Raw genomic sequence first — 22,312 nt, 5'->3', positions numbered from 1 at the left:
GGTGTGGAGAGCGCCAAATATAAGATACATGCGTGATTAGTGCACGTTCAGTTGCTTGGACTCACCTTTCTTTCCTACGCCGATAACACCGGTAGTGCCGCCGCCTTTCAGCGTCAGTTCAACAGGAGCGTTGGTTTTCCAGGCGCCACGGGTAAAGTCAGGAATATCCACGCTGGAAGAGCGTTTGGCAATAGACTTTCCGCTGAGCGGGAAGATGCTGCTCCAGGAAACACCATCGTATACGTCCTGATCCAGGGGAAGACCGTTGCGGAGACAGTCAATCAGGCGCCAGTCCATCATGAAGTCCATACCACCGTGGCCGCCGATCTGCTTAGCCATTTCACCGATCTTCTGAACGATTTCGGGGGTGTACTGGGTGTACAGTTTCTTCAGTTCATCTTCCTTGATCCAACCGTGACCGAAAGCGATACGCTCAGGATCGGGCCATTTGCTGGCAACACCTTTGGTGCCGCTCACAAGGTGGATGCGGGAATAAGGGCGCGGCGTGGTAACGTCGTGCTGCACCATCATGGTTTTGCCTTTGGCTGTTTTGATGGTAGTGGTATTCATGTTACCACGGTATTTAACGCCTACGAACTCATTGAAGAACGGATCTTCAGCAGCTTTGGCTTTCGCCATATCTGCCATCATGAAATCGTTAGACGACATGGAAACGAGGTAATCCATTTTATCGCCGCGGTTGATGTTCATGCACTGGGCGATGGGGCCAAGACCGTGTGTAGGGTAAAGGCTGCCGTTGTGCGCGATGTTCTCGCGGAGGCGCCACATGTTCTGGTAACCTTTCTTGGAGAAGTTAAGGTCGCGCAGATCGTGGATATAAGCGCCCTCTGCATGTACGATTTCGCCGAGGAGGCCCTGGCGCGCCATGTTGAGGGTAAGCAGTTCGAAGAAGTCGTAGCAGCAGTTTTCCAGCATCATACAATGCTTTTTGGTACGCTCTGATGTTTCCACCAGTTTCCAGCAATCTTCCAGTGTGAGTGCGATGGGCACTTCGGAAGCTGCGTGGCTGCCGTGTTCCATGGCGTAAAGGCACATGGGGGTGTGGAGATGCCAAGGAGTGGTAATGTATACCAGGTCCAGCTTCTCCTTATCGATCATTTCCTTCCAGCCATTTTCGCCGGAATACTCTTTTGCGGCAGGGCGGCCGGCTTTGGTAACAATGCCATTGGATTTGGTGGCACGCTCAGGCATCAGGTCGCAGATGGCAACGATCTCAACGCCGTCGATATACGACATACGCTGAACCGCACCGGGACCACGCATCCCCTGACCAATAAAGCCGATACGGACTTTATCGATTTTGGGAGCAGCATAACCGCTCATGTTAAAGCGTTGTGCTTTTTTAGACTGATCGAGAGCATGTTTCAGTTCCGCATCAGTTGGCGTAGCCGCCGGGGATGCAAAAGAAGGGATGCCTGCAACAAGGGCGCCAGAGCCGATCGCCAGGTGGCGAAGGAAATTTCTCCGATTTGAACTCATAATGAATTGGTTGAGCTTTATTGACAATAAAGAGCCGGTTAAATTAATAAACATTTCCACTTTTTTCTGATTTCCTCCACTAACGGTGAAAATTCTGGAAGAAATAATCAATTCAGCAGATAGAACGGCATAAAAAAACAACAAGCGGTATTAACCGCCTGTGGTCATATGATTTTCATTATCAGGATCAGATCAGGGAAAGATTACCGCCGGCAGCCAGTTCGTAAGGCTCATGGCCGGCTTTAAAGATCCTGGCGCTGTGAGGGCCGCGGAGGGCTATTTCCGTACCTTCCACTGCTATCCAGCTGCCTTCCCGCAAACCTACCACCGGTATGTTCTGCTGGGTATGGAACTCACGGATGCGTGTTTCCCGCGTTTCTCCCATATGATTTAGTCCTGGAATAGGATCGAGGTAATGCGGGTTGAGATTGAAAGGCACCAGGTTCATGGTCTGGAAACTGGGCGGGAGAACAATGGGCATGTCGTTGGTGGTCTGCATATTCACCCCGCCGATATTACTGCCTGCACTCGTACCAAGGTAGGGCTTCCCTCCTTCCACTTCGGCCGCCAGCAAATCCATCAGCTTTAGATTATGTAACTGCTTTACCAGCAGGAAGGTATTACCGCCGCCGGTGAAATACCCCTTCGCATGACGGATGGCTACTTCCGGATCAGGAAAGGTATGCAGGCCCTTTACGGCTATGCCCCATTCGCCAAATGCTTCCGCTGCACGTGCGGTATATTCATCATGACTGATACCGCCGGGGCGCGCATACGGGATAAAAACAATCTCCGGGATACCGGCAAAAAGTTCACGGATAGCCGGCCCGAGGTAAGCAAGGTATTCCTCTCCGGATAATGTTGATGTACTGGCTAAAACAATCTTTCGCATGTCCCGAAATTACGGATACTAACCCAATCGGTAAGCCGGTATTACATGATTTTACAACATTGCCTGAAAAGAAACCACGGAGCCGCTGATAACAGCAACTCCGTGGTACAGCGGTAAAGCTCCGGTCAGGAACCAGCGCTGGCCTGCAGTAAAGCGGCCGAGTCTTCATAAAAATGGTAGGATACGATCTTTCCCCCTCGCACCACGCATTTTAATGCCCAGTCGCTGGAAAAGAGTTTACCCGTGGCTTTCACTTCATGCGTGAACTTACCGCTGGCAAATACGATCTCTCCTTCGCCGATCACCTGATCTACCGTAAAGGCTTTGGTGCTGAAGGCAGCTCCCAGCCCGGACACGAATTCCCTTACGCCGGTGTGGCCTTTGTAAGAACCGTAGAGCTGTCCGGCAGCCCTTTCTCCGGTACGTACTGCGGTGATTTCCGCATTGGGGTCAAAAGTCTGAACGAGGGCTTCGAGATCGCCTTTCCCGAATGCGGCAAAGAATGCCTGAACGGTGGCTTTGGCAGGTGCTTTATCAGCACGGGAAGAGATGGCATGGAGGTTCCGGGCCTGTACCGGGGCAATAGCTCCGGCCAGACAAACAGCTAATAATAAACGTTTCATTTTAGGGTGTTTTGAAGAGTAATGTGCCGCCCATGGCGGACTTCGTAAACAATGCTAATAAATGGCCATTATTGTAAGTTATTTACAATTGCAAATTAAAGGAATCCTTTCTAATTTTACAACAATCATTGTAAATAATTTACAAAATGGAATCATCCGAAGAGCTGCAATTCGACTTTGCTTTCCTGGGGAAGCTGGTGGTAGGCATAGGGGAAGTATCCCAGATTACAGGCATTGCCGCACGGCAGATCCGGTATTGGGAAGATAAGGGGATCATTGTGAGCCTGACCGAAGAAGAAGGGAAGAACCGCCGTTATGACTACGCCAATATCAAGAAGATGCTCCTCATTAAAGAGCTGATCGATGAAGGGTACACCCTTGATTCGGCGGCGGAGAAGATCCGCAAGCGCATGGAAACAATTGACAAAGCGCTGAAGCAGCTTAGTAAGCCGGGTAAAGCACCTAAGCAATAATGCCTAGACGATACCGGGTAGTATTCCGTACATTGCAGTAACTGATAAACCTACGCCCATGTCAATAACGAACGAAGCAGAGCTCCAGGGCATGCGGGCAGCCGGAGAGGCGGTAGCCCTTACTTTAAAAGCAATGCGGGAATATGCCCGCCCGGGAATGTCTACCGGTGAGCTGGACGAATTCGGGAATGCCGTAATGGCCTCCTTTGGCGCCAAAAGCGCCCCTAAATTAACATATGGATTCCCCGGCTGGACCTGCATCTCCGTCAACAGCGAAATCGCCCACGGCATCCCTTCCAATAAGCGTATACTGAATGAAGGCGATCTGCTGAACGTAGACGTGTCTGCCGAACTAAACGGCTTCTGGGCCGATAACGGCGGGTCGTTTGTACTCGGGGAAGATATCCACGGCCACCAGAAACTGGTAGATGCCTCCCGCGAGATCCTCCGCAAAGCCATCGATAATATCCGCGACGGTGTGAAGATCGCCGAGATAGGCGGACTGATAGAAGCAGAAGCCAAAAAAAGAGGCTACCGCGTTATCGAGAACCTTACCGGTCATGGCATCGGGCGCAGCCTGCATGAAGAGCCGCACTCCATCGCCAATTACTACGACAAATACAACCGCAACCGCTTTAAGAAAAATGGTGTAGTAGCCATCGAAACCTTCATCTCCACCAAAGCCACCTGGGCTTACGAGAATGGTGACGGCTGGACGCTGCAAACCAAAGACGGCAGCTTTGTTGCCCAGCATGAGCACACCATCATGGTAACCGATGGCGCTCCCGTACTGCTCACCGCCGGGAACGATATCTGGAACTGATCACACGAACGAAATAATGAAAGGGCCGTCTCATACTATTGAGACGGCCCTTTTAATGTTCCCCATATTATCATACCCCTCCCCCTTCTTCTTGACTATAGTATATATAGCATCAGCCTCACCCTCCCCAGAGCAAAAAACTACCTGATTTCAGCAAAAAAGCATCTATATTTTTGCAAACGTTTGCATACATTCGGTTACCATTTAACCGCGTTATGAAAAAGCATCATCTGTCAGGATAAAAACTATCCATTTTTCCCTTTACCAGTCTTTCATATCATCACCCAAAATTCCACTTATGCGAAAACGTTACCAATTATTACTGAGCCTTCAGCTCCTGTGCGCCGGCGCATGGGCCATCGACCGAAACGTGTCGAACATGACGGCACTTAACACTGCTATTTCAGCAGCACAACCGGGCGACCGTATCATCCTCCAGAACGGTGTATGGAACAATGCCGCAATTACATTCAGCTCGGCAGGCACCTCCGGCTCCCCCATTGAAATGAGGGCACAAACACCCGGCGGCGTTACCTTTTCCGGGAACTCCACCCTCACCGTTACCGGTACCTACCTCGTGGTGCACGGCTTCAAATGGACCAACGGCACCGTTACCGGCAACGTAGTCACCATCAAAGGCAGCTACAACCGCATCACCCAGTGCGCCATGATCAATTACAATTCAGGCAGCAAATGGATGGTACTCGACGGTCTCCGGGCTACGGTAGACCATTGCCATTTCGAAGGCAAAAACACCGTAGACCCCACCTTTCAGATTGAGGTACGGGACATGACGGCCGACTATCACGTGGTGGAATACAACCACTTCTCCCGCCGCCCGCCACTGGGTGTGAATGGCGGGGAAACAGTACGGGTAGGGTATTCCGGGCAGATGGATAACATCTCCCGCACCCTCTTCCAGTACAACCTGTTCCGCGAATGCGACGGGGAAAATGAGATCATCTCCAACAAAAGCTCGGAGAACCTCTACCGCTACAACACCTTCCGCCGCTCAGAAGGACAGTTCTGCTTCCGGCATGGCGACCGTAACGTTCTCTACGGCAACTGGTTCCTCGGTGAAGGAAAAGCCAAGACCGGCGGCGTACGTGTGATAGGCTCTCAGAACTATATCATCAACAACTTCTTCTACGGACTTGATGCCGAAAACTCTACCGGCGATGCAGTGATCATCCTGCAGAAAGGGCAAACCTACCCTGCCGGGGAAGTACGCTACAACCCGCAGATCAACGGTTGTGTGATAGCGTACAATACCATCGGGGAGTTCAACAGCGGCAAGGCTATTGATGTGAACAACGGCTCCCGACCGCTATCGCCCACCGGCGTGAAAGTGGCGAATAATATTGCCGTGGATGCCAACCAGACCCTCGTAGCCAATAACCTCACAGGTTCAGAAACCTGGATGGGCAACATCTTCTCAGGCACCCTCGGCATAACGAACCCCGGCGGTATTACCATGGCCAATCCCCAACTGGAATCTGCAGGCAGCTGGAGGATAGGTGCTGCCAGTCCGGCTATAGACGCCGGTGTTGGCGGATGGGGCGGCGTACTCGCCATTTCCGGATTACCGGTAGACGTGAATGTATCTCTTGACATCGACGGACAAACACGCACCAGCTCAAAAGACGTAGGCGCCGATGAGCGCACCTCCGGCACGGTAACCAACCGGGCGCTGGATTCCATGGACGTTGGTCCGGCCTGGCTGGGCGGCCCTGCAGAACCCGGTACCCCTCCTGTCCTCGTAAACCTGGCGCTTAATAAATCCGTTACAGTAAGCAGTGCCCCACAGCCGGAGAACCCAGCAGCAGCGGCGGTAGACGGGGATGTGAACACCCGCTGGTCGGCCAGTGTATATCCGCAGTGGCTGGAAGTGGACCTGGGAGCGGTGTATAATATTTCCAAAACGGAAGTAGTGTGCCTGAACGACCGGGCCTATCAGTTTACCATACAGTCCAAAACCACATCCGGCGGCAGTTATACGCAGATCGTGAACCGTTCGGCCAATACACAGGGCGGCTCTGCTGCTGCACCCATTACCGACAACTTTGGTCCGGTTCAGGCACGGTATGTACGCATTACAGTGACCGGCGCGGCAGATTATACCGGCACCTGGGCCAGTATTGCGGAGTTACGGGTATTTGGAGAAAGTGCCGCGGTAGGAATGATGGCACGCAAATTACCCGAAGAGAAAGCGGCAGCTCCGAAGGAAGTTGCGCTGCAGGCATATCCCAACCCGGTATCGGGCGGGGCTTCCACCATAAAGTACAGTTTGCCCGAAGCTGCGGTGGTACGGGTGCTGGTGCATAACATGAACGGACAAACAGAAACCCTGCTGAATGCCCGTCAGGAAGCAGGTGAGCACACGCTTCGCTGGCCGGCGGTACCGCAGCCTGCAGGGGTGTATATATTGCAATTACAGGCCGGCCGGCTGGAAAAGCAGATACGGCTGGTGGTAGCACGATAATTTCTGAGGTTACAACCAGAATGGACACGGGGTACGGTTGAAAATACCGGCCCCGTTTTTTATCTTAACACAAATTCCACTTTCCCCATGACCAATTCGCACAGGATCGCGTCGATAGATATTACCCGCGCCATCACCATGACCCTCATGATATTCGTGAACGACCTCTGGACGCTGCACGGCATCCCGGGCTGGCTGGAGCATACCAAACCAAATGAAGACGGTATGGGCCTGGCAGACACGGTGTTCCCTGCCTTCCTCTTCCTCGTAGGTATGAGCCTCCCTTATGCCATAGCCGCCAGGATTAAGAAAGGCGACAATACCCCTGCCCTCCTACGGCATGCCGGTGAACGGGGACTGGCTTTACTGGTGATGGGCCTCGTACTGGTGAACGGGGAATACCTGAATGCGGAAGCCACGGGCATATCACGCGGACTGTTCAACGTCATCGGCTGCACGGCCTTTATCCTCCTCTGGCACCAATATGCCGCCACAACTTCCAAAGCCCTCAAATATGGGCTTAAAGGCCTTGGTATCGCCATGCTGCTGTTCCTTGCCTGGATTGCCCGCGGAGGCGATGGCACGGATACGTTTTCCATTTACTGGTGGGGCATCCTGGGCCTGATAGGATGGGCTTACCTCGTAAGTGCGGTGGTTTACATCCTCGGGAAAGGCTCCCTTGCCGTGGTACTGGGTGCATGGGCGGTATTTACCGCCCTGAACATGGCAGTTCATGGTAACCTCATTCCCGGCGATCACTGGATACGGCCAATCATTGGCCCCCTTGGCGATGGCGGCCATGTAGCCCTCGTTTTGGGTGGTGCCTTCACTTCCATGATCTTCCGCCATTTAACGGCTAAGGAACGCTCCGCTTCCGTTATTGGATGGTTAACATTAATAGCTGCCGGACTGATTGCTGCCGGATTAGCTACCCGTCCTTTCTGGGGTATTTCCAAAGTATTGGTGACACCCAGCTGGGTACTCATCTGCAGCGGTATTACCATCGTACTGTTCGCGGTAATATACTGGCTGGCGGATCTGAAAGGACAGGCGGATAAATTCCGGATCATAAAACCCGCCGGTACCGACACGCTCCTTTGCTACCTCATGCCTTATTACGCATATGCCCTTGTGGGGATGACGGGCATTTCACTCATGTTCCCTTATGGCGGATGGATCGGCCTGCTGAAATCACTGGCATTCGCTTTGATCATTGTACAGATAACAGGATGGATCAGTAAAAGAGGAATCCGCCTGAAACTGTAAATTTGCAGCATGACCACTATCGAGAATGAAATCCTCCGCGTGCAGATCAGTGCCAAAGGTGCTGAACTGCAAAGCATCAGCAGAAAAGATAATCACCTGGAATACCTCTGGAGCGGCGACCCCGCTTTCTGGGGGAAGAAAAGTCCTGTACTGTTTCCCATTGTAGGCGGACTGAAGAACAACCGTTACCGTTACAACGGTCAAACCTATGAACTGGGGCGCCATGGCTTTGCCAGGGATAAAACTTTTGAGCTGACAGAGCACACACCGCATTCGGCCACCTTTGTATTGACGGATGACGAAGATACGCTCAGCCACTACCCTTTCCCATTCAGCCTGAGTATCCGTTATACCATAACCGATGCAACGCTGGCCGTGCGGTATTCCGTACAAAACACGGGCGATGCTGCCATGTATTTCTCTGTTGGTGCGCACCCTGCATTTAAAATGCCGCTGGTGGAAGGTACAGCGTACAGCGATTACGCCCTGCACTTCAATGCTCCCGAGAATGCCGGTTTATGGCCACTTTCTCCCGAAGGACAAATACTCCCCGAACCGGAAGCCTTCTTCTCTAATTCTGAAGTACTGCCGATTTCGAAGAAGCTTTTCTATAAAGACGCCCTGGTGTTTAAACACCTTGCTTCCAATGCCATTGCCATCCGCAGTGAAAGCACACCCCACGGGCTGGAAGTGCGCTTCCCCGGATTCCCTTATATGGGCATCTGGAGCGCGAAGGACGCAGATTTTGTATGTATAGAACCCTGGTGCGGCATCGCGGACCATACGGATGCCAGCGGGGAGCTTAAGAAGAAGGAAGGCATCATCGATCTTGCCCCTGAAGCCATCTTCCAGCGGGAGTGGTCTGCAATTTTTTTCTAAGTATTTCAGCGTATGCTTAACATATCCCCGCCGGGTACCTTTCCGGCGGGGAATACCCCTATTTTACTGATGGCCAATTCGTTTGTACGTTGGTGTCATAACATGCATTAACATTTTAACCAGCCTGAATTCCCTTAATTGCGTCCGTTAATGCATTGTTAATCTAATACACCTCCCCCAATGTCTATCTTTGATTATCCCAGGATCAATTACAAGGGCCTGATTTCCATTAACGTAGGTACGGCCAACAACGACGACTATTCCGGAGAACAGTTTGTTGGCGGTCCATACAACGGCCAGCCTGTAAGGCTCGCGGATTCTGCCAGCGTACAGCCCATGACCTACGGAATGGACGATGCCACGTGGGTGAAATGGGCCGTTACCCCGCTGGGGGTTTATAACCCGCCTCCTTCCAACCCCTGCGCCATTACTGCCAAACGCTTCGAAGGTGAACGGCCTGCCCCTTCGGTAGAAGTTACCACCAACGACACCATTTTCCCCGGAGAATGGAACTACTATGGCGATATGGGACTGGATATGATCGGTGTTAAAGTAACCGGTATCAACGATCCCAAAAACTTCATTCCCTCTTCCCTGAAAAGCACCATCCAATCCAGCCAATTGTCTTTCCTCAACCGCACAGGCCCCAATGGCCGCAGTTCGGGCATGGTGATAGACATCAATCCGGAAGACCCTACCAACACCCAGATCTACACCGATTTCCTCAGCCTTATCTCAGGTGATACGGCAGTTTTCACCGGCAAGCCTTCCAAGGCCATGACACGTTGGATCAACTTCTTCAAGAATGGCAACCTCACCGGGCCTAACGGCGCCGCTGCCATGTTCCAGTGCGTGATCCCGATGAGTGAACTAACCGGCCAGCCCATCCTGCAGGGCATGCCTGCAACTTCTCCTACCTGCCAGTCGCTCACCGGTATCGTATGCCGGTTTACGGTGTACAGGCCACTGCAGAAAATCAATGTTTTTAAATACAAAGGCCAGGCTTATATAGATGCCATGACGGCCCTGTATGCCACACAGGGCACCAATTCAGACTTCCTTGAGATACAGGGTACCATTGCCCCATGGTTCCAGGGCGATGCCATTTCGCAAACCACAGGCCGCTACCTCGAACCACAAACCTTCCCATGGCCCATAGGATGGAAAGGAAACAGGATGGGAGCACCGCAAATGCAGATACCACCCGCTATATTGTATTACCGCAATTACGACCAGTTCAAACAAATACCCGGGCAGATATCGATAGATCTATCCGCCGTGCTGCCGGATATGTATCTGGGTAATTATGACCCCATGGTTACCGGCAACAATCCCAAATTCGATATGGGACAGCTCTACCTCGCCATCGGTAATCCCGCTAATCTCAACGATCCCAACACCCTCGTACTGGGGCAGATCAATTACATGGACCTGCAGGCGAACGATGCAAACGGCTGGGTATTCGACTTCACCTGGAACGCTTTCATCAACGCCAAAGTCAACAATGGCGAACCATTCTTCCTATACGTTTCCGGTCCTATGGGTATCAATCAGGCAATCCATATCGAAAAGCCGTTATTCCTTTTCTCGGAAACCTCCGGCGTATATGCAGAACAGAATACCGTAACACCCAATGCCACTACTACGCAGTTCAGGGATTACGGTCCGGGTACAGTGCCCATCTCGTTCATCGGTTACAAAAACGGGGTGCCTTTAACGAACAATGGCGGGTACAATTACCAGCTCTGGTATTACGATACCACGCCTAACCAGGCACCGGGCAATGCCATGAAACTGCAGGACAATTACAACCTCGGTGATCCCATTTCACTGCCTGTCTGCAAAAAAGGGAATGTACTCATTACCTGTACACCTTCCGATACACCACCCCCTTCCTGCTACGCCCAGTTTAACCCGCTCACCGGTTCCATCATCAACGTGCGGGTGCTGCCTAACGACGAAGACTATTCGCAGTATTACAAAGACCCGAATTCGCCCACCCCAACCGGCAACGATAAGCTGACGTGGGATGTGGTTTACAACAAGGTGCTGCGTAATTATTACCTCCTCTACCCTGCCATGAGCCAGGTAGTGAACCTGAGCGACCCTGCCATCTGGAAAGATCCTGTGATGGCCCGTGCGCTGATGGGGCGCATCAGTCTGGACGTATGGAATACAGCCAGTGCCATGCCCCGCACCCGCGACCTGTCAGACTCCCGCAGGAAGCTGCTCAATGCCTGGTGCCTCAAAGTCATTAACCCTTAAAAACATCCATCCATGAAACACCTTATACTTGGCCTTCTCCTTTGCGCCACCATAACGGCTGCCGCACAGGCGCCCTACACCATCAGCCTGAAAAAAGCTGCCAATCAACCCGCCCCTGCCCTGCAATCTTTCTGCATCGCCGTTCAGAACGGTCTGTGGCTGGTAGTAGGCGGGCGCACCAACGGCTTCCACGGAACCGCCGGCTCCGGCTCCACCTTTCCTTCCTCGGAATCCAACAAATTCATCTGGGTGATAGACCCTGTCAATAACAAATCCTGGAAAGGGAATATCCCCACGGCATTGCAATACCAGCTCAGCTCCACCAACATCGCATTTTACCAGGACGGCAATACGTTGTACTGCATAGGCGGATATGGTGCGGGATGTGCGAACGACGGCTGTTATCAGACCTTCGGACAGATCACGGCAATAGACGTACAACGTACCATTGCCGGTGTGCAGAACGGGTTTGCACTCAACAATTACATTACTACCACGCAGGATAGTCGCATGGCCGTAACCGGTGGCTACCTTGTAAAACTGAACGACTGGTTCCACCTTGTGATGGGGCAGAATTACACCGGCAAATATTCCGGAGCGGTTACCGGTAAATACACGGAACAGATTGCCCGTTTCAAGATCAGCACCAGCGGCGGCAACCCGGTTGTCTCTAATTACACAACCATTACCACCGGCGAGCAGTACAACGGCGCCAATCAGTTTCACCGGCGCGATTACCCTTCCGTAACAATGGTGATGCCTGCCAACCGGAACGTGGGTGTAGGCGTATTTGCCGGTGTGTTTAATAACCAGGGTGGCCCCTTCGTGAACCCCGTGTATTTTGAGGATATGGGCTTTAATACCCTTGCACGGGTAGATACCTCTTTTAAGCAACGGTTCTGCATGTACGACTGCGCAGCCATATCATGCTACAACTCCGCCACCACGGAAGCATATATCTCCTTCATCGGCGGCATTACCGACTGGTATATCGACGATAACGGAAACGAAGTTCCCGGCAATGCGTCCAATTTCATGCCCTGGTTCAACCGGGTATCTACCATTGTGCGTACCGCCAACACCACAAAGGAATATCCGCAGAAAAATACCACGCTGCCTGGTTATATCGGCGCCAATGCAGCATTTATCATTGCACCTAACACCCCGGTGATGAGCAAAACTACTGATGTGATTGATTACGCCAGATTAGGTTCGGGCAATACATTAATAGGATGGATGTATGGCGGGATAGAAGCTACCGCGCCGCAAAGCAGCGGGCTGAATCCCACCAATTCATCAGGCACCATTTATGAGGTATGGTTACAGAAGAACTGAAGGGAAACCCTGCATTGGGGCTGACCCAAAAGGTCAGTTTCGTGAAAAAGTAAAAAACATATGGCCCGCCCTGGCGGGCTATATGTTTTTTAGGATCAGCAAGTTTTTGAGGAGGTTGTATAGGGGCTGCGAGAAGATCAGGAAATAAAAGAGCTGCATTGAGCTTGTTTTCCCTATCAGGAGCCTTTTGAATACCCTTGAGATAAACTTTTCGCAGGTTATGGGCCATGGCCACCAGTGCAAACTCTGTTTTTACCTTGCGCAGGCCACCCAGGTGGTAGCGACGGAAGCCCATACTGTGTTTGATGTCTCCAAAAAAGCTAACCTTTTGGGTCAGCCCCAAGGGTTTGTTAAAAGCGGGTCGTTTTTTCTACTCATTGCTCTGCAAGTGGTAGTTTATTCTTCTCACCGGGCCACTAGATGATATGTACAACTACTTTCATTATATGTCACTTGCCTTCATCTTTCTACAGTGATAATTTTGTGTCATAGATTTTTTATCAAAAAACAGAAGAACAATTCAAACTAAAAAGAGTATGAAAAAGATAATCAGATCAATGACCGCTATAGTTATCGCTGTTGTTGCAGGGGTGGCTGCCAACGCTCAGAAGCCTTCATCAGACCTGCTGACCCCTACCAACCATGCGTTGGTGTTGATAGATCATGAAAGTCAGATGGGTTTTGCTGTCAAGAATATTCCTATTGAACAGTTGAGGCATAATACGGCAATTGTAGCCGGTGCATCCAGTATATTCAAGGTGCCTACGGTAGTTACTACCGTTGCAGAGAAATCATTCAGTGGACCGGTTTTCGCTGAAGTAGCCGAGTTTTATCCTCCAGGTAAGTTTCCTTATATCGACCGAACAACGATGAATTCCTGGGAGGATGTGAATGCGCATAAGGCTATCACAGGTAAGGGTAAGAAGAAGATCGTGTTGGCCGGTTTGTGGACCAGTGTATGCATAGTAGGTCCCGCTTTATCTGCCAAGGCTGATGGTTATGACGTGTATGTGATCACTGATGCCAGTGGTGATGTGAGTACGGAAGCGCATGAGATGGCCATCAATCGTATGGTGCAGCAAGGTATAAAGCCAATGACTTCCATTCAGTATTTGCTGGAGTTACAACGCGACTGGGCCAGGGGTGAGACTTATGAGGCTGTTACCAATCTTGTGAAAAAATACGGTGGTGCTTATGGTATTGGTATTCAGTATGCACATGAAATGCTGAAGCATTAGTAATATTTGTTTTATTACGCAGGGGCAGGATCATTCTGCAGCTTAATTTTTGAGCGATGAAAAGGTTATATGTATTCCTGCCACTGCTGATGGCGGGTTATACGGGAACTGTATTGACCGCGCAGGGGCAAACCAAAGCTGATGTTATTGTTGTGAATGGCAAGGTAACGACTGTTGATGGTGAAAGGGAGACTCAGGCTGTAGCCATAGCCGGTAATAAGGTATTGTTTACCGGAACTGATGCGCAGGTGCTTAAGCTAAAGACGAAGCAGACAAAAGTAATAGATGCCGGCGGCCGACGGGTGATCCCGGGATTGTTTGATAGTCATTTGCACGTGATACGTGGTGGGAGGTTTTATAATACGGAGCTGAGGTGGGACGGTGTGAGCTCTCTGAAGCGGGCGCTGGAAATGTTGAAAGAGCAAGCCCAGCGGACTCCGGCTGGTCAATGGGTAAGGGTGGTAGGCGGATGGAACGAGTATCAGTTTGACGAGAGAAGGCTACCTACGCTTGCAGAGATCAATGCAGCCACGGGTAATGTTCCGGCTTTTATTTTATATCTGTATGGTAAGGCCTGGTTAAATAAAGCTGGTTTACAGCAGTTAGGCATCGATGGCAACACGCCCAATCCTGCTGGTGGTTTGATTGAAAAAGACGATGAAGGCAATCCAACTGGTTTGTTAGTTGCCGAGCCGAATGCGTTTATCCTGTATTCTACACTGGCCAAACTGCCGGAACTCACGACTGCGGAAAAGGTAAATTCTACTCTGCAGTATATGACGGAGCTGAATCGGCTGGGTGTGACGGCTGTAATGGATGCCGGTGGAGGCTTTCAGAATTTCCCGGATGATTATGGTATTACTGATTCGTTGAACAGGCTGGGTAAGATATCTGTTCGGTTGCCTTATTTTCTGTTTGCGCAGAAGAAGGGTACTGAGTTGGATGATTTTAGAAAATGGACGGGCATGGTGGAAATCGACGATCACGGGGATAATGGTATTAATGGGGTAGATTATTATGTAAGGGGTGGTGGTGAGAACCTGGTCATGGATGCGGCCGATTTTGAGAATTTCATGTTTCCACGTCCCGAACTGCCGGCCAGCCTGGAAGGCAACCTGAAGGCTGTGGTACAATTGCTGGTAAAGAAGCGCTGGCCTTTCCGCTTGCATGCAACTTATAACGAGAGTATCAGCCGGGCGCTGTCTGTAATAGAAGCTGTGGATAAGGAAACTCCGTTGAATGGGCTGGCATGGCTGATAGATCATGCTGAAACGGTTAGTGAAGAAAATATGCAACGTATTATGGCTTTGGGTGGTGGTATAGCTGTGCAGCATCGCATGGCTTACCAGGGGGAAAGTTTTATTCACCGGTACGGTAAGAAGGCTGCATTGGCGGCGCCACCGGTAAAGCGGATGCTGGAGATAGGCCTACCCGTGGGGCTGGGTACGGATGGCACACGGGTAGCGAGTTATAATCCGTGGGTGACGCTGTACTGGATCACTACCGGTAAATCAATCGGCGGCTCTCAGGTAATGGCTAAGGAGCATACTTTAGACAGGCTGACTGCTTTGCGCCTGTTGACTGCAGGTGGCTATTCTCTAATTAAGGAGAAAGGAAAGGGAAGTATTAGGCCGGGCAATTATGCAGACCTCGTGATCCTTAATAAGGATTATTTGACTATTCCTGAGGGAGAGATAAGTTCTATAAGTTCTGTGCTTACGATGGTGGATGGAAAGGTGGTATATGGTGATGACGTTTTCAAGTCTTTGGCGCCTGCTGCGCTGCCGGTAATTCCTTCCTGGAGCCCGGTGAAATATTTTGGAGGATACCAGTATTCAAAATGATAAGTGGTGTGCAAGCTGTTTTTCATATTGTTGTTACTGTGTTTTGTGCAGGTTGATGGGCAATCCGTGCCTCCTTTTAAGTTGTTGCGGTATGATGAAGATTACCGGTTATTTAGCAAGGATTCTTCGGGCGACTGGTATAAGCGGATGAAGTTTTCTCCGTTGTCGAAGGATGGGCGAACGTATATAGGTTATGGGGGTGAGGTGCGTTTTCAGTATTTCTATGTAAATAATGCAAATTGGGGGGACGATCCAGACGATAGGGATGGTTATGTGTTGTCAAGGTATCTTGCGCATGCCGATTTTCATGCGGGGGAGCATTTCAGAACGTTTGTGCAGTTGCAGAGTAGTATTGCCGGCAGCCTGGTATCTGCGGGGCCGGTGGATGAGAACCCATTGGAGGTGCACCAGGGCTTTATGGATTTCCGTATAGCGCCCGCCCGCCGGTCTCAGCTGGTGTTGAGGCTGGGACGGCAGGAGTTATCTTATGGATCTCAGCGTTTGGTTTCGGTACGTGAACGGCCCAATAACCGGCAATCTTTTGATGCTGTGCGTTCTTTGCTGGTGGCGGGGGATTATAAGGCTGACCTGTTTTACAGTTATTATGTGACGGCCAAGGATGGAATCTTTGATGACGGCCTTAACAGGGATATACGTTTGTGGGGTTTGTATGTAGTGAAGCAACAGGTTGCCGTGATCAGGAATGTAGATGTTTATTATCTGGGGCTTTGGAAGCGCAGTGCTTTTTTTGATGATGGCCAGGGGAAGGAGCGGAGGCATTCTTTTGGGGTAAGGATATGGGATGATAAAAGGAACTGGCGGTATGATGCCGAGGTTGTTTACCAGACCGGGCGCTTTGCCGGTAAAACGATTAGTGCCTGGACTGCCTCTCTTAATACTTCTTATTTGTTAAGTAACGTGAAGTTACGGCCTGAACTGGGCCTGAAGGCTGAATTGATCAGTGGCGACAGGCATTATGATGATGGCAGGCTACAAACTTTTAATCCGCTTTTTCCGAAAGGTGCTTATTTCGGCCTTGCTGCTTTGATAGGCCCGGCCAACCTGATCGATGTTCATCCCTCTTTGTCGGTAAGCCTATTGAAGAAGGTAAAGGTGGGTATAGATTACGATGTTTTCTGGCGTTATAGTGTTAATGATGGGATTTATGGAGTGAATATGGCGCCTTTGTATACGGGCAGAAATGTTGCTGACAAGTATATTGGTGGGCAACTGGCTACTGATGTTTCTTATACGCCGAATGGTTTTATTTTCCTGAGTGCTGAACTTACCTGGTTTAAAGCCGGTTCTTATTTGAAGGGGGTAAGTTCAGGCGAGGATATTTTGCTTACGGGCACTACTGTACAGTTCAGGTTTTAGGTTGTCAGGCTTTGGGGGCGTTCATTCCGAGGAAGGAGTAGCAGGTAGTTGCCGTCTTCTATTATCCAGCTTTTGATGTATCGTTTATTGATGTGAATCCATCAATGCTGGTTATGCTTCGGATAACCGGAAGTCGATCACTTTTAGTTGCAGGTGTTTTTCATCGTTCCAAACGTTCTCATCGAGGGTGAAACAATGTCGATCGGCTTCTGCTCCTGCAGCAGGTGGAATTTGCGGGCCATGTTGAACCCAATGCCGTTGAAGAGTATGTTTTCCTGGCGCAGGGAAAATTTGATGTGGTTGTCTTTCACTACTCTTGAATAGCCGCTGTTCATAACGTTTTTGGTCACCCATATCTACGGGATATCCCCATTTAACATTTAAGCGTCTTCTTTTTCTTTGCCCCTCCGGGCCTCCCGCGCGAAGCGGCAATATACCCTTCCGCATCCGGTACTTTACAGGCAGTATTTCCCATATTTACCGTTACGGCCCCTATCTTCCGGGCTGCTTCCACCGCTGCATGATGCGCAGCATCCACATAGGTGCCTGCGCCGATCACGAAGCCGTTCATGACATAGCGAACCCGGTTGGGTGCATCATGAATCTCATTCTCCACCCGCTTCAACAGTGCCAGTACCTGCTTCACATCGATCTGATCATCGGGCAGCAGGGATACCAGTCCGCCGAGGGTGGCCCATCCGCTGACGGCCACTTCTGGTGAAGCATCGTCTATCCACGACAGCGCAATGTTCCATGCATCGGGATGCTCCGCCGTTACCCAGGGTACTGAATATTCACTGATGCCACCGGCATTGGCAGTTTCCGCCCAATTGCGCAGCTGTGCGGCCGTCATCAGCGCTCCATTGGCAGCGAGGCCGGCCAGATACTGTGCATCGTAATGGCCCGTTTCGTATAGGGCCAGTGCAAGCGACTGATCTTTCCGGATCTGCTTCAGGATCACTTTCAGGTCGGCAACCTTCACACCTGCAATAGGTTCACGGGCGCCGTGGTTCATCAGCGTTTTCTTCGTTTGAGCGGTTCCGGCGGCGTTGATGGCCGCCATGGTTTCTGCAAGCGTCATGTCAGGGGTTTATTCTTCTATTAATATACCCATTTTTCCCATCTGATAATCGCGCATGGCTTCCAGCACTTCCGTTTCGGTGTTCATGACGAACGGTCCGTTGGCAGCTATCTTTTCACCGATAGGCTCACCGGAAGCGATGAATACACGGGTATCTTCTTCGGCGGTAATGCCGATCCCCTTCCCGTCTTCCCGGAACACGAGGCAGTGAAACCCGGTGTATACGCTGGCGCCTGTCACTTTCAGCTCCCCGTCGAGCAGGTACATGAAAGCATGATGCGTTTCGGGCAGGGGGATATAGAAATGTCCGCCTTTGCGGAAATGTGCGGTAAAGGTATTAACGGGGGTAATGGTTGGCACGGGGCCTTTTACACCCATGAGTTCACCCGCTACCACATGGATGGTCACCAGCCCGTCTTCACTCTTCACCACCGGTGTATCCGATGCGTGGAGGGGAAAGTAGGAAGGCTGGTCTCTTTTATGGCTGGCAGGGGAATTCACCCATATCTGGATCATTTCCTGCTCTCCGCCGGTATCATGAATATCATCGGGCGGGCGCTCGCTGTGAACGATGCCCATGCCGGCATGCATCCATTGCGTGCCTCCGGCGCGCACGATGGAGTTATTACCCCGGCTGTCGCGGTGATGCACGCCGCCTTTGAAAATAAACGTAACGGGCGAAAAGCCGCGGTGCGGGTGCGGGCCTACCCCTGCCTGGCGTGGCGGCAGGTAGTCGGGCACTCTTACATTGATGTGGTGAAGGAGCAGGAAGGGATCTATCCGGTCGGCATGAACGGAGGGAAACGGCTGCCTCACGGGCATATCGCCCATATCTTTCTGGTCTGCATACAGTACATGCTGTACGCTGCGGTATTGCTGCATGCGGGAATGGGCTAGTCTTTCGGTTTATCTGCGTTCATATAAAAGCTTAATGCTCCCGAAGGGCATTGTTTTACCTGGAGTATGATGGCGCTGGTATCGGCCGCATCCATCCTGATCCAGGGTTTCTCTTTGGGCAGGAAAACGGTTGGCAGCCCGCGTGCGCAGATACCGGTATGCCGGCAGATGCGCGGTTTCCATACCACCGTTACTTCTCCGTTGGTATATTCATGTTGCATATCCATGGGCAGGCATTTTAAGATTGAACCAGTTGCTGCTTGAATGCTTTGAACTCTTCGCGCAGTTCGATGAACAGGCGGTCGAAGGTTTCAATGTCGTCCTGTAGCTTATTGTGCAGCATATGGAGCTGTGCGTTATCGCCTTCTGCTTCCGACATCATTTTATCGCCTTTGGTGACGTTACCGAGGAGGTCATTCACTACTTCTTTCTGGCGGATGAGGGCATTCTGGAAATGTTCCACTTTAACGGCGGTGTCGTGATCCACACGGCCTGCGGCCAGTTCGGTGAGTTCTTCGCGCAGCGATTTGATTTCTTTTTCGTTCAGCAGCAGATCTTTCTTCCATTCCTGGTGTTGGTGATGAAGCTTGTCAAAATTCGTTAAGGGCATATGTTTATAAATTAAAGTGTGTCAGACGTTGATACCATGAGCAAGGAGGCGTTTCCACTCCGGATTTTTCCGGATAAAGGTAGCTACATAAGGGCAAAGCGGCACTATTTTGGCGCCGCGCTCATCGAGGATGGCCAGCACGCGCTCCACCAACGCTGCGGCAACGCCCTGGCCTTCCAGCTGGGGCGCCACTTCGGTATGCGTGAGGAAGATGCGGTTACCGCCTTCCATATATTCTACTTTCGCAAGAAATCCGTTTACACGGGTCTCGAATTGTTTTGCATTTAAGTTCTCCTTGATCTCGATCAGCTTCGCATCCATATTTTCACTTTTGGGTTGTAACAGGAATCTGGTTTGATATGGCTAATATTAACGGGGCACCGATAACCAAAAGGCGTGCCATCTCATTACAACACAAAGGTAGGCAATTGGTTGGCACCCCAGATTAATTACAGGAAACATGAATATGTGACATGCTTGTTTCCGATGTACAAATGAAGCTATACATTTGCGAAATGCAAAAAAGCTTAAGTGAACGCGACCAGGCCGTAATCTGGCATCCTTACACGCAAATGCAAACCGCCCCCGCTCCTGTGGGCATTGTTAAGGGCGAAGGCGCCCTTCTGACAGACGAGGCGGGCAATGAATACATCGACGCTACTTCCAGCTGGTGGGTGAATATACACGGGCATGCCCATCCCTACATCACGCAAAAACTGGCAGCGCAGGCCGCCGTACTCCACCATTCCATTTTCGCGGGCTATACCAACGAACCTGCCGTAGCATTGGCAGAGCAGCTGCTGCCCGTATTGCCCGATAAACAGGCCAGGGTGTTTTATTCAGACAATGGCTCCACTGCGGTGGAAGTAGCATTGAAGATGACGATCCAGTACTGGCAGAACAAGGGCCTCCCCCGCCGCAAGCTGCTCGCCTTCCATGATGCATACCACGGCGATACCTTCGGGGCTATGAGTGTGAGTGCACGCAGCGTGTTCACCCGGGCGTTCGACGACTATCTTTTCGAAGTCACTTTCCTTGATCTCCCAACAACGGATAACCTTCCCGAACTTACAGCGCAGATAGATGCGCTGGGTGATGATACCGCAGCTTTCATTTTTGAACCGCTCATTCAGGGAGCGGGTGGTATGCTCATGTACGAAGCGGCTGCACTCAATATCCTGCTGGCGCATTGCAAGTCCAAAGGCATCCTGCTCATTGCCGACGAGATCATGACCGGCTTCGGCCGCACGGGTACAAATTTCGCGATGGACCAGGTAGCTACCCCTCCGGATATGATCACCCTCTCTAAAGGGCTTACCGGGGGCACCATGGCCATGGGCATCACTACCTGTACAGCGGAGATGTATGAAGCGTTCCTGAGTAACGATAAGCTGAAGACGCTCTTCCACGGGCATTCCTTCACGGCTAACCCGCTAACCTGCGCGGCGGCTCTCGCCAGCCTTGAACTCTTTTTAGCCCCTTCCTGCGCCGAAAACCGTCTCCGCATCGCCCGGCAGCACCAAACCTTCACCAACACCCTCCGGGAGCATCCTGCGGTCAAAAATGTACGGCAAACGGGCACGATCGTGGCGTTTGAAATCCAGACCGGGGAGGCAGACAGCTATATCAACGACCTTTCGGGCTTCCTGCATGCCTTTTTCCGTGAAAAGCGCGTGATGCTCCGCCCCCTTGGCAATACGCTCTACATCCTCCCGCCATACTGCATCACCGATGCGCAGCTGGAGGCCACCTACAACAGCATCCTAGAAATGCTGGCAGCGTACACCGCCGGAAAGGGAAAATAAGGCTGTTTCCAGGGTAAACCTCCTTTCTCTTTACAGTATTATCACTTACTTTTTACTAATAGGGTACTTTTATCGTACAAAAGGTTTACTGCAGGGTAACTTATAGTATCCTTCTTCGAAGTTTCAGGTATACAGAGTTGTATACAAGCCGCTACTGCATTGCATCTATCCCCCTTAAATATACCTTTACCCTGCTTTAACCCCCAAGTATCCCTTCTTTAACTACGGAGTATCCCTGAAGTAAGCACGGCGTTACCCTGAAGCAGGTATTGCGCATTCACGGGGCTACAGGGCATAAAAAAGCCCCCGGGGTTACCGGGGGCTCCAAATTCGTTGGCTGTGTTGACTGTTAACTGCTAGAATTTCATGGGAACGGAGATCTTGGTATCGTCCCATTCCATTTGCAGTGCGCCTTTAGGGAAAGAGTAAGTCAGTTTCTCTACGGTAGAGGCAGTTTTCTGACGGGGAACTTTCACTTCAGCAACATTCTTTTCTTTATTGGCTTCGTATTGGGAAGAACCCATCTGGCCGGTTACGCCATTGAGGATCACCGTAAAATCCGTAGCTGTGGGAACGATGAATAGGGCATAAGAACCAGCTTTTACTTTCTTACCGCCGAAAGTCACATCTTTCTTGAAAGTAATGTCGGTTGACTTGTTAGCGCCTGCACGCCATACTTCGCCGTAGGGTACCAGTGCACCAAAAATCTCACGGTTTCTTTTGGAAGGCTGGCTGTAGGAGATTTCCACATTGTCACCTTTGGCGGAAACCAGCGGGCTTTTCGGAGGATCCTGCGCCAGCACGGCTGTGGCGGAGAACAGAAGGGCGAGGCCCATTAACATGCTTTTCATAAAAAATAGGATTTGATGAAATTGAACACTGAAATTACGCCGGAAAAAGGTAGAAAACCAAACCGTTCAAC

22 protein-coding genes are annotated in these 22,312 nt (G+C 51.0%); 11 read left to right on the top strand and 11 right to left on the bottom strand.

The genetic code is table 11. The features are described 5' to 3' along the window. Positions 1–36 precede the first annotated feature (36 nt). The 3 genes from DEV76_RS19350 to DEV76_RS19340 all read right to left on the bottom strand — a co-directional run bounded on the left by DEV76_RS19350 (position 37) and on the right by DEV76_RS19340 (position 3,015). Positions 37–1,500 carry a Gfo/Idh/MocA family protein gene (locus tag DEV76_RS19350; protein ID WP_109699573.1) on the bottom strand — a complete coding sequence of 488 codons (1,464 nt, stop codon included), beginning with the start codon at positions 1,498–1,500 and terminating at the stop codon, positions 37–39. A gap of 187 nt (positions 1,501–1,687) precedes the next feature. Then, the gene (gene pepE, locus DEV76_RS19345; RefSeq protein WP_109699572.1) at positions 1,688–2,392 is read right to left on the bottom strand and encodes a dipeptidase PepE; all 705 of its coding nucleotides are present in this window, start codon (positions 2,390–2,392) and stop codon (positions 1,688–1,690) included. A gap of 125 nt (positions 2,393–2,517) precedes the next feature. After that, on the bottom strand, positions 2,518–3,015 hold the full coding sequence (locus DEV76_RS19340) for a nuclear transport factor 2 family protein (protein WP_109699571.1): 498 nt from the start codon (positions 3,013–3,015) through the stop codon (positions 2,518–2,520). A 146-nt stretch (positions 3,016–3,161) separates the two neighbouring features. Between DEV76_RS19340 and DEV76_RS19335 the strand changes: the two genes are divergently transcribed. The 7 genes from DEV76_RS19335 to DEV76_RS19305 all read left to right on the top strand — a co-directional run bounded on the left by DEV76_RS19335 (position 3,162) and on the right by DEV76_RS19305 (position 12,538). Beyond that, positions 3,162–3,488, top strand: coding sequence for a MerR family transcriptional regulator (locus DEV76_RS19335; RefSeq protein WP_109699570.1), 327 nt, complete (start codon positions 3,162–3,164; stop codon positions 3,486–3,488). A gap of 58 nt (positions 3,489–3,546) precedes the next feature. After that, positions 3,547–4,311 (top strand): type I methionyl aminopeptidase, encoded by a 765-nt coding sequence (gene map / locus DEV76_RS19330; protein ID WP_109699569.1) that lies wholly within the window; start codon positions 3,547–3,549, stop codon positions 4,309–4,311. A gap of 298 nt (positions 4,312–4,609) precedes the next feature. Further along, on the top strand, positions 4,610–6,793 hold the full coding sequence (locus DEV76_RS19325; RefSeq protein ID WP_109699568.1) for a chondroitinase-B domain-containing protein: 2,184 nt from the start codon (positions 4,610–4,612) through the stop codon (positions 6,791–6,793). A gap of 87 nt (positions 6,794–6,880) precedes the next feature. Then, entirely contained in the window at positions 6,881–8,059 is a 1,179-nt protein-coding gene (locus DEV76_RS19320; protein WP_109699567.1) for a heparan-alpha-glucosaminide N-acetyltransferase domain-containing protein, read from the top strand. A gap of 9 nt (positions 8,060–8,068) precedes the next feature. Further along, positions 8,069–8,938 carry an aldose 1-epimerase family protein gene (locus tag DEV76_RS19315; protein ID WP_109699566.1) on the top strand — a complete coding sequence of 290 codons (870 nt, stop codon included), beginning with the start codon at positions 8,069–8,071 and terminating at the stop codon, positions 8,936–8,938. Between the two features lie 180 nt (positions 8,939–9,118). Then, complete coding sequence (locus DEV76_RS19310; RefSeq protein WP_109699565.1) at positions 9,119–11,203, top strand: hypothetical protein; 2,085 nt, start codon at positions 9,119–9,121, stop codon at positions 11,201–11,203. A gap of 12 nt (positions 11,204–11,215) precedes the next feature. After that, on the top strand, positions 11,216–12,538 hold the full coding sequence (locus DEV76_RS19305) for a hypothetical protein (protein ID WP_109699564.1): 1,323 nt from the start codon (positions 11,216–11,218) through the stop codon (positions 12,536–12,538). On the opposite strand, the gene DEV76_RS26355 is transcribed toward DEV76_RS19305, so the two are convergent. Continuing rightward, the gene (locus DEV76_RS26355; protein ID WP_157963000.1) at positions 12,459–12,881 is read right to left on the bottom strand and encodes a transposase; all 423 of its coding nucleotides are present in this window, start codon (positions 12,879–12,881) and stop codon (positions 12,459–12,461) included. The two genes, DEV76_RS19305 and DEV76_RS26355, sit on opposite strands and share 80 nt — an antisense overlap. Before the next feature lie 193 nt (positions 12,882–13,074). Between DEV76_RS26355 and DEV76_RS19295 the strand changes: the two genes are divergently transcribed. The 3 genes from DEV76_RS19295 to DEV76_RS19285 all read left to right on the top strand — a co-directional run bounded on the left by DEV76_RS19295 (position 13,075) and on the right by DEV76_RS19285 (position 16,997). Further along, positions 13,075–13,776: a hydrolase gene (locus DEV76_RS19295; RefSeq protein WP_109699562.1), complete on the top strand. Its 702-nt coding sequence runs from the start codon at positions 13,075–13,077 to the stop codon at positions 13,774–13,776. Positions 13,777–13,865: 89 nt separating this feature from the next. Continuing rightward, on the top strand, positions 13,866–15,620 hold the full coding sequence (locus DEV76_RS19290) for an amidohydrolase (protein ID WP_232826992.1): 1,755 nt from the start codon (positions 13,866–13,868) through the stop codon (positions 15,618–15,620). Positions 15,621–15,626: 6 nt separating this feature from the next. Further along, positions 15,627–16,997 carry an alginate export family protein gene (locus DEV76_RS19285; RefSeq protein WP_109699662.1) on the top strand — a complete coding sequence of 457 codons (1,371 nt, stop codon included), beginning with the start codon at positions 15,627–15,629 and terminating at the stop codon, positions 16,995–16,997. A 143-nt stretch (positions 16,998–17,140) separates the two neighbouring features. Here the strand turns inward: DEV76_RS19285 and DEV76_RS19280 are convergent, their stop codons facing one another. The 6 genes from DEV76_RS19280 to DEV76_RS19255 are packed head-to-tail and all read right to left on the bottom strand — an operon-like array spanning position 17,141 to position 19,906. Beyond that, positions 17,141–17,332 (bottom strand): hypothetical protein, encoded by a 192-nt coding sequence (locus DEV76_RS19280; RefSeq protein ID WP_157962999.1) that lies wholly within the window; start codon positions 17,330–17,332, stop codon positions 17,141–17,143. Between the two features lie 38 nt (positions 17,333–17,370). After that, complete coding sequence (locus DEV76_RS19275) at positions 17,371–18,078, bottom strand: DNA alkylation repair protein (protein ID WP_109699559.1); 708 nt, start codon at positions 18,076–18,078, stop codon at positions 17,371–17,373. A 9-nt stretch (positions 18,079–18,087) separates the two neighbouring features. Beyond that, the gene (locus DEV76_RS19270) at positions 18,088–18,960 is read right to left on the bottom strand and encodes a pirin family protein (RefSeq protein ID WP_109699558.1); all 873 of its coding nucleotides are present in this window, start codon (positions 18,958–18,960) and stop codon (positions 18,088–18,090) included. Between the two features lie 11 nt (positions 18,961–18,971). Next, positions 18,972–19,202, bottom strand: a complete 231-nt coding sequence (locus tag DEV76_RS19265; protein ID WP_109699557.1) for a (4Fe-4S)-binding protein — start codon at positions 19,200–19,202, stop codon at positions 18,972–18,974. 11 nt (positions 19,203–19,213) lie between these two features. Next, on the bottom strand, positions 19,214–19,585 hold the full coding sequence (locus DEV76_RS19260; protein WP_109699556.1) for a hypothetical protein: 372 nt from the start codon (positions 19,583–19,585) through the stop codon (positions 19,214–19,216). Between the two features lie 21 nt (positions 19,586–19,606). Then, the gene (locus DEV76_RS19255) at positions 19,607–19,906 is read right to left on the bottom strand and encodes a GNAT family N-acetyltransferase (protein WP_109699555.1); all 300 of its coding nucleotides are present in this window, start codon (positions 19,904–19,906) and stop codon (positions 19,607–19,609) included. 194 nt (positions 19,907–20,100) lie between these two features. Here DEV76_RS19255 and bioA point away from each other — a divergent pair, with 194 nt between their 5' ends. Further along, on the top strand, positions 20,101–21,390 hold the full coding sequence (bioA, locus tag DEV76_RS19250; protein WP_109699661.1) for an adenosylmethionine--8-amino-7-oxononanoate transaminase: 1,290 nt from the start codon (positions 20,101–20,103) through the stop codon (positions 21,388–21,390). 356 nt (positions 21,391–21,746) lie between these two features. On the opposite strand, the gene DEV76_RS19245 is transcribed toward bioA, so the two are convergent. After that, the gene (locus DEV76_RS19245) at positions 21,747–22,241 is read right to left on the bottom strand and encodes a DUF2911 domain-containing protein (protein WP_109699554.1); all 495 of its coding nucleotides are present in this window, start codon (positions 22,239–22,241) and stop codon (positions 21,747–21,749) included. Between the last annotated feature and the right edge of the window lie 71 nt (positions 22,242–22,312).

It is taken from the genome of Chitinophaga deserti (assembly GCF_003149455.1).
Taxonomy (GTDB): domain Bacteria; phylum Bacteroidota; class Bacteroidia; order Chitinophagales; family Chitinophagaceae; genus Chitinophaga; species Chitinophaga deserti.
This window is presented reverse-complemented; position numbering and strand designations above follow the sequence as displayed.